Genomic DNA, 18,244 nt, shown 5'->3' on the forward strand with positions numbered 1-18,244 from the left:
TTCCCAAGTAGCACGGGGCCCGAGAAATCCCGTGTGAATCTGGCGGGACCACCCGCTAAGCCTAAATATTCCCTGGTGACCGATAGCGGATAGTACCGTGAGGGAATGGTGAAAAGTACCGCGGGAGCGGAGTGAAATAGTACCTGAAACCGTGTGCCTACAAGCCGTGGGAGCGTCGCTCATGTTCTTCGGAATGTGGGTCGTGACTGCGTGCCTTTTGAAGAATGAGCCTGCGAGTTAGCGGTGTGTAGCGAGGTTAACCCGTGTGGGGAAGCCGTAGCGAAAGCGAGTCCTAATAGGGCGTTTGAGTTGCACGCTCTAGACCCGAAGCGGAGTGATCTAGCCATGGGCAGGTTGAAGCGGCTGTAAGAGGTCGTGGAGGACCGAACCCACCAGGGTTGAAAACCTGGGGGATGACCTGTGGTTAGGGGTGAAAGGCCAATCAAACTCCGTGATAGCTGGTTCTCCCCGAAATGCATTTAGGTGCAGCGTCGTGTGTTTCTTGCCGGAGGTAGAGCACTGGATAGGCGATGGGCCCTACCGGGTTACTGACCTTAGCCAAACTCCGAATGCCGGTAAGTGAGAGCGCGGCAGTGAGACTGTGGGGGATAAGCTCCATGGTCGAGAGGGAAACAGCCCAGAGCATCGACTAAGGCCCCTAAGCGTACGCTAAGTGGAAAAGGATGTGGAGTCGCAGAGACAACCAGGAGGTTGGCTTAGAAGCAGCCATCCTTGAAAGAGTGCGTAATAGCTCACTGGTCAAGTGATTCCGCGCCGACAATGTAGCGGGGCTCAAGCGTACCGCCGAAGTCGTGTCATTCATACACATAGGGCTAACGCCTGTATGGATGGGTAGGGGAGCGTCGTGTGCCGGGTGAAGCAGCCGCGGAAGCGAGTTGTGGACGGTTCACGAGTGAGAATGCAGGCATGAGTAGCGATACACACGTGAGAAACGTGTGCGCCGATTGACTAAGGGTTCCTGGGTCAAGCTGATCTGCCCAGGGTAAGTCGGGACCTAAGGCGAGGCCGACAGGCGTAGTCGATGGACAACCGGTTGATATTCCGGTACCCGCTTTGAAACGCCCAGTACTGAGCCCATTAATGCTAAGGCCGTGAAGCCGTCCTGGACCCTTCGGGGAAAGGGGAGTGGTGGAGCCGCTGAACCAAGGTGGTAGTAGGTAAGCGATGGGGTGACGCAGGAAGGTAGTCCAGCCCGGGCGGTGGTTGTCCCGGGGTAAGGGTGTAGCCCGTTGTCCAGGTAAATCCGGATGACATGTGGGTGAGACCTGATGCCGAGCCGATTGTGGTGAAGTGGATGATCCTATGCTGTCGAGAAAAGCCTCTAGCGAGTTTCATGGCGGCCCGTACCCTAAACCGACTCAGGTGGTCAGGTAGAGAATACCGAGGCGTTCGGGTGAACTATGGTTAAGGAACTCGGCAAAATGCCCCCGTAACTTCGGGAGAAGGGGGGCCATTCCTGGTGATCATCTTTACGGTGTGAGCTGGGGGTGGCCGCAGAGACCAGCGAGAAGCGACTGTTTACTAAAAACACAGGTCCGTGCGAAGCCGTAAGGCGATGTATACGGACTGACGCCTGCCCGGTGCTGGAACGTTAAGGGGACCGGTTAGTCACATTTCGGTGTGGCGAAGCTGAGAACTTAAGCGCCAGTAAACGGCGGTGGTAACTATAACCATCCTAAGGTAGCGAAATTCCTTGTCGGGTAAGTTCCGACCTGCACGAATGGCGTAACGACTTCTCGACTGTCTCAACCATAGGCCCGGTGAAATTGCACTACGAGTAAAGATGCTCGTTTCGCGCAGAAGGACGGAAAGACCCCGGGACCTTTACTACAGTTTGATATTGGTGTTCGGTTCGGCTTGTGTAGGATAGGTGGGAGACTGTGAAGCGGCCACGCCAGTGGTTGTGGAGTCGTCGTTGAAATACCACTCTGGTCGTGCTGGATGTCTAACCTCGGTCCGTGATCCGGATCAGGGACAGTGTCTGATGGGTAGTTTAACTGGGGCGGTTGCCTCCTAAAGAGTAACGGAGGCGCCCAAAGGTTCCCTCAGCCTGGTTGGCAATCAGGTGTTGAGTGTAAGTGCACAAGGGAGCTTGACTGTGAGACCGACGGGTCGAGCAGGGACGAAAGTCGGGACTAGTGATCCGGCAGTGGCTTGTGGAAGCGCTGTCGCTCAACGGATAAAAGGTACCCCGGGGATAACAGGCTGATCTTCCCCAAGAGTCCATATCGACGGGATGGTTTGGCACCTCGATGTCGGCTCGTCGCATCCTGGGGCTGGAGTCGGTCCCAAGGGTTGGGCTGTTCGCCCATTAAAGCGGTACGCGAGCTGGGTTTAGAACGTCGTGAGACAGTTCGGTCCCTATCCTCTGCGCGCGTAGGAATATTGAGAAGGGCTGTCCCTAGTACGAGAGGACCGGGACGGACGAACCTCTGGTGTGCCAGTTGTCCTGCCAAGGGCATGGCTGGTTGGCTACGTTCGGAAAGGATAACCGCTGAAAGCATCTAAGCGGGAAGCCTGCTTCGAGATGAGTGTTCCCTCCCCCTTTGAGGGGTTAAGGCTCCCAGTAGACGACTGGGTTGATAGGCCAGATGTGGAAGCCCGGTAACGGGTGGAGCTGACTGGTACTAATAGGCCGAGGGCTTGTCCTCAGTTGCTCGCGTCCACTGTGTTAGTTCTGAAATAACGAACGACCGTGTTGTATCCGGTGTTGGTTAATTTCATAGTGTTTCGGTGGTCATTGCGTTAGGGAAACGCCCGGTTACATTCCGAACCCGGAAGCTAAGCCTTTCAGCGCCGATGGTACTGCAGGGGGGACCCTGTGGGAGAGTAGGACGCCGCCGAACAATTTTTAGCCTCAGCCCCGGACCATTTACTGGTTCGGGGCTGAGGCATTTCTGCGTCCACGTGCAGTTCACCAACAGAGCCGGAGCAGAACGGAGTCCTGTGCGCCCCGGCCTGTGTATATGCGGATGGGCTGCCACGGATCGCTCCGTGGCAGCCCATCCGCCGTTCTGCCGTATCAGTTCCCGGTGTTCTCGTAACCGGGTACGCCCGCCGAGCGCGCGAGGTCGATGTCGAGTGCTTCGCGGCGGATGCGCTGGTCGACGTAGAGAAGGACCGTCACACCTGCCGTGAACGGGTACGTGAGCGCCGTTGTGAGCATCGCGCCGATGCCGCTGACGATCAGGTACGGCCAGCCGAAGTCCGGAGTCTCGCTGGAGACCAGGTCGCTGATGCCCTTGCCGTCGGCGATCGTGGCAGCCGCGTTGAACGGCAGATCGATCAGGCCCGATACCAGGGCGGTCAGTACCAGGGTCAGCAGCGTGATGCCCAGGATGCGCCACCAGACGCCCTTGACCAGCTTCGCGGAGCGGCGCAGTGCCGCCGCGATGCCCTGGCGCTCCAGCATCAGCGCCGGGCCGGCCAGGCTGAAGCTGATCCACAGCCGGATGACGACGACGGTCGCGACGAGCCCGCCGATGGCGGCCAGTCCGGCGCCGGCCGAGCCGCCGACCAGGAGGCCGGGGAGGAGCCCGATCGTCATCACCGCCGCATAGCCGACAGGCAGCAGCAGGCTCAGGCCTACCAGCCGGGAGAGCTGGGGTTTGGCCTCGCGCCAGGCGTCGGCGAGCGTCACCGGGCGGCCCAGTACGGAACGGCTCACGACCATCGTCAGTACCGCGGTGGTGAAGATGGTGCCGATCAGGGTGATCGCGTACACCGGTCCCAGGCTCAGCAGACTGTCCCGCAGCGAGTCCAGGCTCTGGCGCAGCTGCTCGGCGGGGTCGGCCCCGCTGTCGATCCGGGCCGGCTCGGGAAGCAGATAGTGCTGGACGAGGATCGAGCAGAGCTGGATGGCGGCTGCCACGCCGATCGTGAGGCCGAGTGCCGTGCGCCAGTGGGCGCGCATCGTCGATACCGAGCCCTCAAGGATCTCTCCCACGCCGAGGGGCCTGAGCGGGATCACGCCCGGTTTGGCCGCGATGGGCTGCTGGTTGCTCCAGCCGCCCGGCTGCGGTCCGCCCCAGCCGGTGTTCGGCGGGCCGCCGCTGGTGCCGCTCTGGGCGCGCGGGCCCCGGGCGGACGTCTGCTGCGGTGGTACGGGCGGGTTCGGTGCGGTCCACTGTGCGGCCGGCGGCTGATTGCTGGACCACTTCGGCGGCGTCGGAGCCGTCGGGGGTTCCGGAGCAGCCTCCCCCTGGCCGGGCGGTCCGGCGGGCCAGGGGACGCCCGGCTCCTGGCCGTCGGAGGGGGCGGATCCGGGCGAGGCCGAACCCGGAGAGTCGTTCATGGTTGCTCCTTCACATGCCTGGTCCGCCACATGCCTGTCCGCGCGTCGAGGCAGCAGGTTGGCGGCAGCCATCGTGTCATGCGAGCCGGGGGAGGGGAGCAGCTGCTGTATTCCCCTGCGTATCCCCTCTGGTATCCCCGTGTGTCTCCCTTGCGCCTTCAATTGTCGGTACCGCACGGGGCAGACTGTGCGGATGGCTGATCAGGATGCGCAAACCATGCTGGGCGCGGGGCCGTCCATGCTTCCTTCGCTTCGCTGGGACGAGCCGCCCGAGGGCGCGGAGGGCGCGGTTGTCGTTCTGCTCGACCAGACCCGATTGCCCGGCGAGGAGGCCGAGCTGGTGTGCACGGATGTTCCCGCGCTGGTCCGGGCGATCCGGACGCTCGCTGTGCGGGGCGCTCCGCTGCTCGGTGTCGCAGGGGGCTATGGGATCGCGCTCGCTGCCGTACGGGGATACGACGTGGAGGAGGCAGCGGCGCTCCTCGCCGGTGCGAGGCCCACCGCGGTGAATCTGGGGTACGGGGTCCACCGGGTGGCCACGGCGTACCGGGCGGCTGTCAGTGGCGGCGCGGACCCCGGTACCGCGGCGTCGGCGGCGCTCGCGGAGGCCAGGGCGCTGGAGCAGGAGGACGTCGAGGCCAGCCGGCAGATGGCGGTCCGGGGTCTGGAGCTGCTCGATGAGCTGCTGCCGGGCGGCGGGCACCGGATTCTGACACACTGCAACACCGGGGCTCTGGTCTCGGCCGGTGAGGGCACCGCTTTCGCCGTGGCTCTGGCGGCGCATCGTGCGGGCAGTCTGCGGCGTCTGTGGGTGGACGAGACACGGCCGCTCCTTCAGGGGGCGCGGCTGACGGCGTACGAGGCGGCCCGGAACGGGATGGCGTACACACTGCTCACCGACAACGCCGCCGGTTCGCTCTTCGCGGCGGGTGAGGTGGACGCCGTGCTGATCGGCGCCGACCGGATCGCGGCGGACGGCTCGGTGGCGAACAAGGTGGGCAGCTATCCGCTGGCCGTGCTGGCCAAGTACCACCATGTGCCGTTCATCGTCGTCGCTCCGACGACCACGGTCGATCTGTCCACGCCGGACGGTGCGTCCATCGAGGTGGAGCAGCGGGCGGGCGCGGAAGTCATGGAGTTCGGCGGGGTGTCGGTGGCGCCGCTGGGGACGCAGGCGTACAACCCCGCGTTCGATGTCACACCCCCCGAGCTCGTGACGGCCGTCGTCACGGAATCGGGGTCCGTATCTCCTGTCACCAGGGACGCACTCACCGCATTGTGTGACAGGTCACGCCAGGTAACGATTAGCTAATGGGATGATGTCGGTATGAAGGGACGCGTCCTTGTCGTCGATGACGACACCGCACTGGCCGAGATGCTCGGCATTGTGCTGCGTGGTGAAGGTTTTGAGCCGTCATTTGTAGCGGACGGCGACAAGGCACTGGCTGCATTCCGTGAGGCCAAGCCGGACCTGGTGCTGCTCGATCTCATGCTGCCCGGACGGGACGGCATCGAGGTCTGCAGGCTGATCAGGGCCGAGTCAGGTGTGCCGATCGTGATGCTCACGGCGAAGAGCGACACCGTCGATGTGGTGGTGGGGCTCGAATCAGGGGCCGACGACTACATCGTCAAGCCGTTCAAGCCCAAGGAGCTCGTCGCCCGTATCAGGGCGAGGCTGAGGAGGTCGGAGGAGCCCGCGCCGGAACAGCTGGCGATCGGTGATCTGGTCATCGATGTGGCAGGTCACTCCGTGAAGCGGGAGGGGCAGTCGATCGCTCTCACCCCGCTGGAGTTCGATCTGCTGGTCGCGCTGGCCCGTAAGCCCTGGCAGGTGTTCACCCGTGAGGTGCTGCTCGAGCAGGTGTGGGGGTACCGGCACGCCGCGGACACCCGGCTGGTCAATGTGCACGTTCAGCGGCTGCGCTCGAAGGTCGAGAAGGACCCCGAGCGGCCGGAGATCGTGGTGACCGTCCGCGGTGTCGGATACAAGGCAGGACCGAGCTGACATGGCTCGGAGCAGCGCCGCTCCGGCGCCCGGTGAGCCGGGAGTACGGCCGGGGCGGCCTGCCGGACCCGCGGTGAACGCGTCCCGGTTCACCGCCGCTGCCGGTTCCACCGGCGGGGGCTCCGCGCGGCGGCCGGCGCTGCGCCGGTTCGGCGACCGTTTTCTGCGGGGTGGCCGGCTGCTCCAGGACGGGGCGCCCGGCGGTCCCGTGCTGCGGCTCTTCGCGCGCTGGGTGCGCCGTCCGCTGCTGCCCGCTGCGCGTCTCTGGCGGCGGAACATCCAGCTCAGGGTGGTCGCCGGCACGCTTCTGATGTCGCTTGCCGTGGTCCTGGTGCTCGGGTTCGTGGTCATCGGCCAGGTGCGCAACGGTCTGCTGGACGCCAAGGAGAAGGCCGCGGTCAGTCAGGCGGCCGGCGGTTTCACCGTCGCCAAGGACAAGGCCAACGCGACGACGGTGTCCGACAGCGACTCCGCCGACACCGGGGCTGCCAGCAATTCCCGCCAGTGGCGTACCGACCTCGTTGCCCAGCTCGCCAGTGGCGGTCAGGGCGCTTACAGCGTGGTGACGCTCGCCCCGGCCTCCGAGGAGACGGGCGCGGGCAACGGCGGGGAGCGTACGTCCGGCCAGGTGAGCCCCGACAGCGTCTCCGAGAAGCTGCGCAGGAGCGTCGACCAGGGGACGGCGCCGTACAAGACGTACACGGACATCAAGTACGCGGACGGGCGGGCGGCCGAGCCCGGTCTGGTCGTGGGACAGCGCCTCGAGGACATCGACCACAAGCCGTACCAGCTCTACTACCTCTTCCCGCTCTCGCAGGAGGAGAAGACCCTCAGCCTGGTCAAGCGGACCCTGGCCACCGCGGGCCTGTTCGTGGTGGTGCTGCTCGGGGCGATCGCCTGGTTCCTGGTGCGGCAGGTGGTCACGCCCGTACGGATGGCCGCCGGGATCGCCGAACGGCTCTCGGCGGGGCGCCTCCAGGAGCGGATGAAGGTCACCGGTGAGGACGACATCGCCCGGCTCGGTGAAGCCTTCAACAAGATGGCGCAGAGCCTCCAGTCGAAGATCCAGCAGCTGGAGGACCTCTCCCGGATGCAGCGCCGCTTCGTCTCCGATGTGTCGCACGAGCTGCGTACCCCGTTGACGACCGTACGGATGGCCGCCGACGTCATCCATGACGCGCGCAGCGACTTCGATCCGGTGACCGCGCGCTCCGCCGAACTGCTCGGCGACCAGCTCGACCGCTTCGAGTCGCTGCTCGCGGATCTGCTGGAGATCAGCCGGTTCGACGCGGGCGCCGCCGCGCTGGAGGCCGAGCCGATCGATCTGCGGGAGACCGTGCGCCGGGTGATATCCGGCGCCGATCCGCTCGCGGAGCGCAAGGGCAGCCGGATCAGGGTGGTCGGTGACGAGCAGCCGGTGGTCGCCGAGGTCGACGCGCGCCGGATCGAGCGGGTGCTGCGCAATCTCGTCGTCAACGCGGTGGAGCACGGCGAGGGCAACGATGTGGTGGTCAGGTTCGGTGTCGCGGGGGGCGCCGTCGCGATCGTCGTGCGTGACTACGGCGTGGGGCTGAAGCCCGGTGAGGCGACCCGGGTCTTCAGCCGTTTCTGGCGGGCCGACCCGGCGCGGGCCCGTACGACCGGTGGTACCGGGCTCGGGCTCTCCATCGCCGTCGAGGACGCGCGGCTGCACGGGGGCTGGCTCCAGGCGTGGGGCGAGCCGGGCGGCGGTTCACAGTTCAGGCTGACCCTGCCGCGTACGGCGGACGAACCGCTGCGCGGCTCCCCGATCCCGCTGGAGCCCGACGACTCGCGGCGCGCCCGCTCCATGACGCAGGCCGATGCGGGGCGGCTGATCGCGGTGCCCGCCCAGTCGGGCGCGGACCGCTCGCCGCTCCCGCCGCTGCCGCGTGCGATACCGGCCGATCCGACGGCGCTGCCGGGGAGTGGCGCGCGGGTGGTCGCCAGGGCCGGTGACTGTGGGGGGCAGGCCGATTCCGCGGGGCCGGCTGGTTCCGCGGAATCGGCCGAATCCGCGGGGCGGGCCGGCTCCGCACTGCAAGCTTCGGATCAGGCTTCGGACCCGGACCGGGAGGACACCGCCCGTGGGCGATGATCGTGGGGGCAGCCGCAGCACACGGGGGCTGCGGGCGTACGCGTGGCTGGGCTGCGGCGGCCTGCTGCTGGCCGGCTGCGCTTCGATGCCCAACACCGGTGACATCGAGGCCGTCGACCCTTCGCAGCGCAGTGACTCGCAGGTCAAGGTGTACGCGGTGCCGCCGCGCGAGGGGGCCGCGCCCGCCGAGATCGTGGACGGCTTCCTGGAGGCGATGACCAGTGACGATCTGCAGTTCGCCACGGCCAGGAAGTATCTGACGAAGGCGGCGTCGCGCACGTGGGATCCGGGCGCGCGGACCACGGTGCTCGCCGACGGCCCCACCCGCCGGGCGAATCCGGCCAACGACCGTGATGCGCCGCAGGTTTCGTCCACCTTCGAACTGAGCGGCACGGAAGTGGCCGTGGTCGACAAGCAGCACGCGTATCAGCCCGACAAGGGCACGTACCGCAACTCCATCCACCTCGTGCACCAGAACGGCAGGGAGTGGCGCATCGACGATCTGCCGGCCGGTCTGCTGCTCAGCCTCTCCGACTTCCAGCGCAACTATCACTCGGTCAACAAGTACTACTTCGCTTCCGTGCCGGCGTCCGGGGTGCCGGGGGCGACCGGTGCGTCCGGGCCGTCCGGTACTTCCGACGGCACGTCAGGTGCGTCCGGGGCGCCCGACGGTCCCTCCGGCCGGAACTGGCTCGTCGCCGACCCGGTCTATCTGCGCCAGGGCATCGACCCCGAGACGCGGATGGATCCGCTGACGCAGACGGTCGCGTCGGTGCTGGACGGGCCGACCAACTGGCTCGGCCCGGTGGTGGCTTCGCGCTTCCCGGCCGGGACGGCGCTCAAGAAGGGCGTCAGGACGCTGACGCTCGACGACCGGAACGGCCTGAAGGTGCCGCTCAACGAGAAGGCGTCGGGCGTGAGTCAGGGCCAGTGCCGGCAGATGGCGGCCCAACTCCTCTTCACCCTGCGGGATGTGACGTCCATGCGGGTCGAGCAGGTGGAGCTGGAGCGTACGGACGGCGCACAGTTGTGCGTGCTCGGCGCGGACCAGTCGCAGGAGTACGCCCCCGATCAGACGTCGGGCAGTCCGGCCGGTGAGTACTTCGTCGATGCCAAGGGCCGGCTCGTACGGATGCGGGCCATCGGCGACGACACGTCGGGGAAGGCGGATCCCAAGCCGGTCGACGGGCCGCTCGGCGCGGGCGCCAAACCGCTGAGCACGGTCGCGGTGTCGCGCGACGAACGCCGTGCGGCGGGCGTCTCGAAGGACAGCGCCACGCTGACGACGGCCTCGATCGTCTCCGGCGGCGGAGCGGCCGAGAAGCTGTACACCAGCCATGCCAAGCAGGAGAAGGACCGTCTGTCCGCCCCGAGTTGGGACGGTTGCGGCGACCTCTGGGTGGCTGACCGCAACCCGGCGAATCCGCAGCTGCTGCGGTTCGCGGGCGGTTCGGGCGAGCCGCAGCAGATCCCGGTGCTCGGTCTGGACGGTGCGCGCGTCGCGGGGCTGCGGATGTCGTCCGACGGGGTGCGGATCGCGCTGCTGCTGACGAAGGACGGGCATACGACGCTGAAGGTGGGCCGGGTGGTCCGGCAGGGCAACGCCGACCACCCGACGGTCACGGCCGTGGACGAACTGCGCCCGGCCGCACCGCAGATGGCCGATGTGACGGCGGTGTCCTGGGCGGGCCGCAGCCGTCTCGTGGTGGTCGGCAAGGAGGCCGGAGGGGTCCAGCAGGTGCGCTATATGCAGGCGGACGGGTCGGTCTCCGGGGTGAACCCGCTGCCGGGCGCCAACCGGATCACCGCCGTCGCCGCTTCGGACGACGACAGGCTGCCGCTCATGGCGCTCTCGGACGAGGACGGAATTGTGCGTCTGCCGCCGCGGGCGAATTGGAAAACGGTGGTGGAGGAAGGAAAGTCGCCGGTCTATCCCGGATAGCGGGCTGTCCCTGGGCGGCTTCCACGTCTCCTCTGCGGCTGTACGGGCAGGCGTAGGGGCGGACGTCATCGGGCGGGGCCGGCCCGTTCCGTCCCCGGTTATCCACAGGGGTGGCAGGAAGATCTCCCGCTTGGCAGAGTGAAGTCATGCGGGGGTGGTGGCGGGAAATCTCGGAAGTGGTGCTGCCGAGCGCATGCGGAGGCTGCGGCAGATTGCGTACGGCGCTCTGCGCGGAATGCGCCGATGCCCTGTGCGGCGGTCCGGTGCGCAGGGCGAGACCGGACCCGGAGCCGCCCGGGCTCCCGGTGGTGTGGGGTGCCGCGGTGTACGAGGACGCGGTGCGGGCGGTGCTGCTCGCGCACAAGGAGAGGGGCGCTCTGGGGCTGGCGGGGGCGCTCGGCCGTGCGCTGGCGGCGGCGGTGCTGGCCGCGGCGCGGCGGAGCGCGGGCGAGGGGCCGCTGCTGCTGGTCCCGGTGCCCTCGTCGCGTGGTGCGGTGCGGGCCAGGGGGCATGACGCGGGGCGCAGGATCGCCCGCGTGGCCTCGGCGGAGCTGCGCAGGGGCGGGACGCCCGCACGCGCGGTGGGGGCGCTCAGACAGCGGCGTGCGGTGGCCGATCAGGCGGGCCTGGACGCCCCGCAGCGGTTGGCGAATCTGTCGGGCGCACTCGAAGTGATACCGGGGGGCGTAGGGCTGCTGGACGGGGGCAGGGTGGTGTTGGTGGACGATCTCATGACGACCGGAGCATCACTGGTGGAAGCGGCTCGTGCGGTACGGGCAGTGGCAGGCCGGGAATTCCCCGGACCTGCGGAACCGGTGGCTGCGGTCGTCGCCGCACCACCGTTGTCTTTCGGAATAAACCGGAACTGACAGCTAAGTTCCATCGTTGCAGGTAGTGAGGGAGAAAAACCACCTGAACGGGGGTACGCGTGAGTAGCGGGTGCCGATACCCGTCCCGGCGAGCTATGTTCGGTTGTGAGGAATGGCGAAAGCTGTGGCTCACTTGAATACACGGACGTGCATGGCACTTTCCGGTTTCTGCAGGTTCCGTGGAATGCCGGAGACTTGCGAGGCCGGAGGCTGGTGCGGGTGGGGATCTTCCCGACGGGGGAGGAGGAGGTGAAAGCCACCAAGTCCGAGACTCCGGTGCTCACCGGGGTCTGGTGCAAGAGGGAGCTGCTCCGCCACTGAGCGGAGCGATCCGGGAACGGAGTTCTGCGTGGACATCGTCGTCAAGGGCCGCAAGACCGAAGTACCCGAGCGGTTCCGCAAGCACGTCGCCGAGAAGCTGAAGATTGAGAAGATCCAGAAGCTGGACGCCAAGGTGATCAGCCTGGACGTCGAGGTGTCCAAGGAGCCCAATCCGAGGCAGGCCGACCGTTCGGACCGTGTGGAAATCACGCTGCACTCCCGAGGCCCGGTGATCCGGGCGGAGGCAGCGGCAGGCGACCCGTACGCAGCGCTGGATCTGGCCACCGGCAAGTTGGAGGCGCGGCTGCGGAAGCAGAACGAGAAGCGCCACAACAGGCGTGGTGCGGGGCGCATTTCGGCAGCCGAAGTCGTGGACGCAGTGCCGGAGACGGCGCAGGTCAACGGCAACGGCGAGTTCACCGCCGATGTGGCGACCCAGACCATCCCGACCACCAGGATCGGCTCGCTGGAGATCCAGGGCGATGGACCGCTGGTGGTACGCGAGAAGACCCATGTGGCAGCAGCGATGTCGCTCGACCAGGCGCTCTACGAGATGGAACTGGTGGGGCACGACTTCTATCTGTTCGTCGACGCGGAGACAAAGGAACCCAGTGTCGTCTACCGGCGGCACGCCTACGACTACGGTGTCATTCACCTGACGACCGACCCGCTCGCCGACATGGAGGCGGCCGGCGCCGGCGGTGCGCTCGGCGGATGACTTCATGAACCGTTGCGGTGCCCCTGGACGTACGTATGTGCACCGGGGGCGCCGCCGTGCGGTGGGGATCGGGGTTGGGGATCACCGTTCCGTCGTCCCGGCATGAAATCATGGCGGCACGCGCCAATCGGGCTTCTGTGAGCTGCGGTTGACGTCGTACATGAACTTCGGGCCCATGCTTCAGGGGGAGGAACGATGGCGGACCGCTTCGGTCCCGCGCACGACCGGGACGAGGACCCCATGGACCATGGCGGGGCTGACCATGGCGGGGCTTCGTGCAAGGAGCCGATCAGGGTCCTGGTGGTGGACGACCACGCGCTCTTCCGGCGTGGCCTGGAGATCGTTCTCGCGGCCGAGGAGGACATCCAGGTCGTCGGTGAGGCGGGCGACGGCGCGGAAGCGGTGGACAAGGCCGCCGATCTGCTGCCCGACATCGTGCTGATGGATGTACGGATGCCCAAGCGCGGCGGCATCGAGGCGTGCACCTCCATCAAGGAGGTGGCACCCAGCGCGAAGATCATCATGCTGACGATCAGCGACGAGGAGGCCGACCTCTACGACGCGATCAAGGCCGGGGCCACCGGTTATCTGCTGAAGGAGATCTCGACCGACGAGGTGGCGACGGCGATCAGGGCGGTGGCCGACGGGCAGTCCCAGATCAGCCCCTCCATGGCGTCGAAGCTGCTCACCGAGTTCAAGTCGATGATCCAGCGCACCGACGAGCGCCGGCTCGTACCGGCCCCGCGGCTGACCGAACGGGAGCTGGAGGTTCTGAAACTGGTGGCCACCGGGATGAACAACCGGGACATCGCCAAGGAGTTGTTCATCTCCGAGAACACCGTGAAGAACCACGTCCGCAACATCCTGGAGAAGCTGCAGCTGCACTCCAGGATGGAGGCCGTGGTCTACGCGATGCGCGAGAAGATCCTCGAAATCCGCTGAGGGCGGGCGCCGGGCCGGACCCGGTCGCGCCCCGGACCCGCCTCCGCTTCCGCCCCGGACCCTCCCCCCCCCCGGGGCTCGTTACCGGGCCGTGTCGAGTGCGTCTGTCAGGGCCGCTGTCAGCGGGGCCCGCAGCTCCGCGTCGTTGATCCGCTCCACCCGCACGTCCGTGCACCCCACCCAGGCCGCCGCTTCGGCCAGTGCCTCGGCCATCGGCCGCACCGCCTTCCGGTTGTCCAGGGAGACCTGCCTGGCCACCAGGGTGCTGCCCTCCCGCGCGGGGTCGACCCGGCCCACCAGCTTTCCGCCCGCGAGCAGGGGCATCGCGAAGTAGCCGTGGATCCGCCTGGGCTTGGGGACGTACGCCTCCAGCCGGTGTGTGAAGCCGAAGATCCGCTCCGTACGGGCGCGCTCCCAGACGAGGGAGTCGAACGGTGAGAGCAGCGTCGTACGGTGGCGGCCGCGGAGCGGGGACGACAGGGCGTCCGGGTCGGCCCAGGCCGGTTTGGACCAGCCCTCGACCCTGACGGGGACCAGGCCCGAATCGGCGACGACCGCGTCGAACTGCTCGGCCTTGAGGCGGTGGTAGTCCGCGATGTCCGTACGGGTCCCGACCCCCAGGGACTTTCCCGCCAGCGCGACCAGCCGCCGGACACACTCCCGGTCGTTCAGCTCGTCATGGAGCAGGGGGCCGGGGATCGCGCGCTCGGCCAGGTCGTACACCCGCTTCCAGCCGCGCCGCTCGGTGCACACCACCTCTCCGTACATCAGTGCCCGCTCGACGGCGACCTTCGATGCCGACCAGTCCCACCACTCGCCGCCGTTCTTCGCGCCGCCCAGTTCGGTGGCCGTCAGCGGGCCCTCCGCGCGCAACTGCTTGATCACGGTCTCGTACGCCGACTCGGGCAGATCGTGATTCCAGTGCGGGCGGTCGCGGTAGGCGCGGCGGCGGAAGGCGAAGTGCGGCCACTCCTCGATGGGCAGGATGCAGGCGGCATGCGACCAGTACTCGAAGGAGCGGCCCCCCGACCAGTACGCCTCGTCGACCGTCCGGCGGCCGACGGCGCCCAGCCTCGCGTACGGGATGAGCTCGTGCGAGCGCGCCAGCACGGAGATGGTGTCCAGCTGCACCGCGCCCAGATGCCGCAGCACCCCGCGCACCCCGCCCCGGCGGTCGGGCGCGCCCAGGAAACCCTGGGCGCGCAGCGCTGTCCGGCGGGCCTCGTCGGCGGAGAGTTCGACGGTCGGGGACGGCACAGGAGTCATGTCCCGAACGATAGGGGGCACCACTGACAACGGGGCACGGGCCGGTGAACGGGGCCGGGGACGGGGGCGCGGTTCAGGGGCCGGCCGGGAGATAGGCGTGCTCCGTGGGCAGCCCCAGGTCGGACGGGAGTATCGCGCCCAGCCAGGCGTCTCTTCGGGTGCCCTTGTTCAGCAGGTCCGCACGGAGGGTGCCCTCGATACGGAATCCGGCCTTCTCCGCGACCGCCCGCGATCCCGCGTTGCCGACCTCGGCCCGCCACTCCAGACGCTCCACGCCCAGCTTGGCCAGCGACCAGTGGGTGAGTACGGTCACGGCCTCCGCCGTGTACCCGTGGCCCCGGTGCTCCTTCGCCATCCAGTAGCCGATCTCCCAGGTGCCGGGCCTTCCGTGCCGGAACACGGAGATCGCGCCGATCAGCCGGGCGTCCGCGCGGGCCAGCACGGCGAAGGCCAGGCTGGTGCCCGCCCGCCAGCCGTCCGGGACGATCTGTCCGGTGAAGCTCTCCGCGTCCTCGCGCCGGTAAGGGGACGGGACGACCGTCCAGCGCTGGATGTCGGGGTCCTGGCAGGCTTGGAACACGCTCTCGGTGTCCGCGGTGGTGAAGGGGCGCAGCAGCAGCCGCTCTGAGGTCAGCGTGACGGGGTCCATCGGCTGATTCTGCTGCCCGCTCCGAGCAGGTGCCATGGCTTTTTCGGGGATCTCCCGGCACCTTCCGGACGCCCCGACCGTTGTCCTGAGCGGCGGGCCTCCCGGCGCGGCGGGGTCCTCGCTTACGATGGCCGTTGCTCTACCCCGGTTTGCCGCGTGAAAGTAAGCCGGGCTCCCTGGTCGGTCTGTTTCTCCGGCCCGGGTCCGGGGGTAGCACCCCGGGAGGTTCAGCCCATGAACTCGACCGCGCCAGGCCCGACCGGCAAGGAGACCAACCCCCGTGTCCGTCTTCAACAAGCTCATGCGTGCAGGCGAAGGAAAGATCCTGCGCAAGCTGCACCGCATTGCGGACCAGGTCAACTCCATCGAAGAGGATTTCATCAATCTCTCCGACGCCGAGCTGCGGGCCCTCACCGACGAGTACAAGGAGCGGTTCGCCGACGGCGAAAGCCTCGACGACCTGCTGCCCGAGGCTTTCGCGACGGTCCGTGAGGCCGCCAAGCGCGTCCTCGGCCAGCGTCACTACGACGTACAGCTGCTGGGCGGCGCCGCCCTGCACCTCGGCTATGTGGCCGAGATGAAGACCGGCGAGGGCAAGACCCTGGTCGGCACGCTCCCCGCCTATCTGAACGCGCTGTCGGGCAAGGGCGTCCACCTGATCACGGTGAACGACTACCTGGCCGAGCGTGACTCCGAGATGATGGGCCGGGTCCACAAGTTCCTGGGGCTCGAAGTCGGCTGCATCGTCGCCAACATGACCCCGGCGCAGCGCCGCGAGCAGTACGCCTGCGACATCACGTACGGCACGAACAACGAGTTCGGCTTCGACTACCTCCGCGACAACATGGCGTGGTCCCAGGACGAGCTCGTCCAGCGCGGCCACAACTACGCCATCGTCGACGAGGTCGACTCGATCCTGGTCGACGAGGCGCGTACGCCGCTGATCATCTCCGGCCCCGCCGACCAGGCCACCAAGTGGTACGGCGACTTCGCGAAGCTCGTCACCCGGCTGACGAAGGGCGAGGCGGGCAACCAGCTCAAGGGCATCGAGGAGACCGGCGACTACGAGGTCGACGAGAAGAAGCGCACGGTCGCCATCCACGAGCCCGGTGTCGCCAAGGTCGAGGACTGGCTCGGCATCGAGAACCTCTACGAGTCGGTGAACACCCCGCTCGTCGGTTACCTCAACAACGCGATCAAGGCCAAGGAGCTCTTCAAGAACGACAAGGACTACGTCGTCATCGACGGCGAAGTCATGATCGTCGACGAGCACACCGGACGTATCCTCGCCGGCCGGCGCTACAACGAGGGCATGCACCAGGCCATCGAGGCGAAGGAAGGGGTGGACATCAAGGACGAGAACCAGACACTCGCCACGATCACCCTGCAGAACTTCTTCCGCCTGTACGGCAAGCTCTCCGGCATGACCGGTACGGCCATGACCGAGGCCGCCGAGTTCCACCAGATCTACAAGCTCGGTGTCGTGCCGATCCCGACGAACCGGCCGATGGTCCGCATGGACCAGTCCGACCTGATCTACCGCACCGAGGTCGCCAAGTTCGACGCGGTCGTCGACGACATCGCGGAGAAGCACGAGAAGGGCCAGCCGATCCTGGTCGGCACCACGTCGGTCGAGAAGTCCGAGTACCTCTCGCAGCAGCTCTCCAAGCGCGGCGTGCAGCACGAGGTGCTCAACGCGAAGCAGCACGACCGGGAGGCGCCGATCATCGCGCAGGCCGGCCGCAAGGGCGCCGTCACCGTCGCGACGAACATGGCCGGGCGCGGTACCGACATCAAGCTCGGCGGCAACCCGGACGACCTCGCCGAGGCGGAGCTGCGCCAGCGCGGCCTGGACCCCGACGAGAACGTCGAGGAGTGGGCCGCCGCCCTGCCCGCCGCGCTGGAGAAGGCCGAGCGCGCGGTCAAGGCCGAGCACGACGAGGTCACGGACCTCGGCGGGCTGTATGTGCTGGGCACCGAGCGCCACGAGTCGCGCCGTATCGACAACCAGCTGCGCGGCCGTTCCGGACGTCAGGGCGACCCGGGCGAGTCCCGGTTCTACCTCTCGCTCGGCGACGACCTGATGCGGCTGTTCAAGGCCCAGATGGTCGAGCGGGTCATGGCGATGGCCAATGTCCCCGACGACGTGCCCATCGAGAACAAGATGGTGACGCGGGCCATCGCGTCGGCGCAGTCGCAGGTCGAGCAGCAGAACTTCGAGACGCGTAAGAACGTCCTGAAGTACGACGAGGTGCTGAACCGCCAGCGCGAGGTCATCTACGGCGAGCGGCGCCGGGTCCTGGAGGGCGAGGACCTGCACGAGCAGGTGCAGCACTTCATGGACGACACGATCGACGCGTACATCCAGGCGGAGACGGTCGAAGGGTTTGCCGAGGAGTGGGACCTGGACCGTCTGTGGAACGCGTTCAAGCAGCTCTACCCGGTGAAGGTCACCGTGGAGGAGCTGGAGGACGCGGCGGGCGACCGGGCCGGCATCACCGCCGAGTTCATCGGTGAGTCGATCAAGGACGACATCCACGAGCAGTACGCGGGCCGCGAGGAACAGCTCGGCTCCGAGATCATGCGTGAGCTGGAGCGCCGGGTGGTCCTGTCGGTGCTGGACCGCAAGTGGCGTGAGCACCTCTACGAGATGGACTACCTCCAGGAGGGCATCGGCCTCCGGGCCATGGCGCAGAAGGACCCGCTGGTCGAGTACCAGCGCGAGGGCTTCGACATGTTCAACGCCATGATGGAGGGCATCAAGGAGGAGTCCGTCGGCTATCTGTTCAACCTGGAGGTCCAGGTCGAGCAGCAGGTCGAGGAGGTTCCGGTCCAGGAAACGGCGGAGAAGACCTCGCTGGAGAAGGACGCGGTGCCCGCCGGTGCTCCTCAGCGCCCGGAGATCCACGCCAAGGGCCTGGAGGCCCCGCAGCGCCCCGACAGGCTGCACTTCTCGGCCCCGACGGTGGACGGCGAGGGCGGTGTCGTCGAGGGCGACTTCGAGAACGAGGACGGCCCGTCCCGCTCCGAGGCAGACGGGATGACGCGCGCCGAGCGCCGCAAGGCGCAGAAGGGCGGCGGCCGCCGCCGCAAGAAGTAGC

The 18,244-nt window shown here is 67.4% G+C and carries 11 protein-coding genes and 2 rRNA genes (1 of these 13 cut by a window edge); 10 read left to right on the forward strand and 3 right to left on the reverse strand.

Going from position 1 to position 18,244, the window contains the following annotated elements:
* Nucleotides 1-2,672: ribosomal RNA gene (locus tag OG510_RS23855) — 23S ribosomal RNA — on the forward strand; it begins 452 nt to the left of the window's first position.
* 78 nt (nt 2,673-2,750) lie between these two features.
* Nucleotides 2,751-2,867 (forward strand): 5S ribosomal RNA (rrf, locus tag OG510_RS23860).
* Nucleotides 2,868-3,043: 176 nt separating this feature from the next.
* Here the strand turns inward: rrf and OG510_RS23865 are convergent.
* Nucleotides 3,044-4,315, reverse strand: coding sequence for a hypothetical protein (locus OG510_RS23865; protein ID WP_406139426.1), 1,272 nt, complete (start codon nt 4,313-4,315; stop codon nt 3,044-3,046).
* Nucleotides 4,316-4,508: 193 nt separating this feature from the next.
* Between OG510_RS23865 and mtnA the strand changes: the two genes are divergently transcribed.
* The 7 genes from mtnA (at nt 4,509) to OG510_RS23900 (ending at nt 13,228) form a co-directional block, all read left to right on the forward strand.
* Nucleotides 4,509-5,627, forward strand: a complete 1,119-nt coding sequence (gene mtnA / locus OG510_RS23870; RefSeq protein WP_406139427.1) for an S-methyl-5-thioribose-1-phosphate isomerase — start codon at nt 4,509-4,511, stop codon at nt 5,625-5,627.
* Between the two features lie 15 nt (nt 5,628-5,642).
* The gene (mtrA, locus tag OG510_RS23875; protein WP_005486885.1) at nt 5,643-6,320 is read left to right on the forward strand and encodes a two-component system response regulator MtrA; all 678 of its coding nucleotides are present in this window, start codon (nt 5,643-5,645) and stop codon (nt 6,318-6,320) included.
* A 1-nt stretch (nt 6,321) separates the two neighbouring features.
* The gene (gene mtrB / locus OG510_RS23880; RefSeq protein WP_406139429.1) at nt 6,322-8,436 is read left to right on the forward strand and encodes an MtrAB system histidine kinase MtrB; all 2,115 of its coding nucleotides are present in this window, start codon (nt 6,322-6,324) and stop codon (nt 8,434-8,436) included.
* Nucleotides 8,437-8,521: 85 nt separating this feature from the next.
* A complete protein-coding gene (locus OG510_RS23885) occupies nt 8,522-10,378 on the forward strand; it encodes an LpqB family beta-propeller domain-containing protein (RefSeq protein ID WP_406142514.1) in 1,857 nt (618 codons plus the stop codon).
* A gap of 146 nt (nt 10,379-10,524) precedes the next feature.
* Nucleotides 10,525-11,247 carry a ComF family protein gene (locus OG510_RS23890; RefSeq protein ID WP_406139431.1) on the forward strand — a complete coding sequence of 241 codons (723 nt, stop codon included), beginning with the start codon at nt 10,525-10,527 and terminating at the stop codon, nt 11,245-11,247.
* 349 nt (nt 11,248-11,596) lie between these two features.
* Nucleotides 11,597-12,286 carry a ribosome hibernation-promoting factor, HPF/YfiA family gene (gene hpf / locus OG510_RS23895; protein ID WP_164264553.1) on the forward strand — a complete coding sequence of 230 codons (690 nt, stop codon included), beginning with the start codon at nt 11,597-11,599 and terminating at the stop codon, nt 12,284-12,286.
* Nucleotides 12,287-12,481: 195 nt separating this feature from the next.
* Complete coding sequence (locus tag OG510_RS23900) at nt 12,482-13,228, forward strand: response regulator (protein WP_406139433.1); 747 nt, start codon at nt 12,482-12,484, stop codon at nt 13,226-13,228.
* A gap of 81 nt (nt 13,229-13,309) precedes the next feature.
* Here the strand turns inward: OG510_RS23900 and OG510_RS23905 are convergent, their stop codons facing one another.
* The gene (locus OG510_RS23905; protein ID WP_406139434.1) at nt 13,310-14,494 is read right to left on the reverse strand and encodes a winged helix-turn-helix domain-containing protein; all 1,185 of its coding nucleotides are present in this window, start codon (nt 14,492-14,494) and stop codon (nt 13,310-13,312) included.
* A 73-nt stretch (nt 14,495-14,567) separates the two neighbouring features.
* A complete protein-coding gene (locus OG510_RS23910; protein WP_406139436.1) occupies nt 14,568-15,143 on the reverse strand; it encodes a GNAT family N-acetyltransferase in 576 nt (191 codons plus the stop codon).
* 280 nt (nt 15,144-15,423) lie between these two features.
* Between OG510_RS23910 and secA the strand changes: the two genes are divergently transcribed.
* The gene (gene secA, locus OG510_RS23915) at nt 15,424-18,243 is read left to right on the forward strand and encodes a preprotein translocase subunit SecA (RefSeq protein ID WP_406139437.1); all 2,820 of its coding nucleotides are present in this window, start codon (nt 15,424-15,426) and stop codon (nt 18,241-18,243) included.
* The last annotated feature ends 1 nt before the right edge of the window (nt 18,244 follow it).

The sequence above is a fragment of the Streptomyces sp. NBC_01089 genome (assembly GCF_045162975.1).
Taxonomy (GTDB): domain Bacteria; phylum Actinomycetota; class Actinomycetes; order Streptomycetales; family Streptomycetaceae; genus Streptomyces.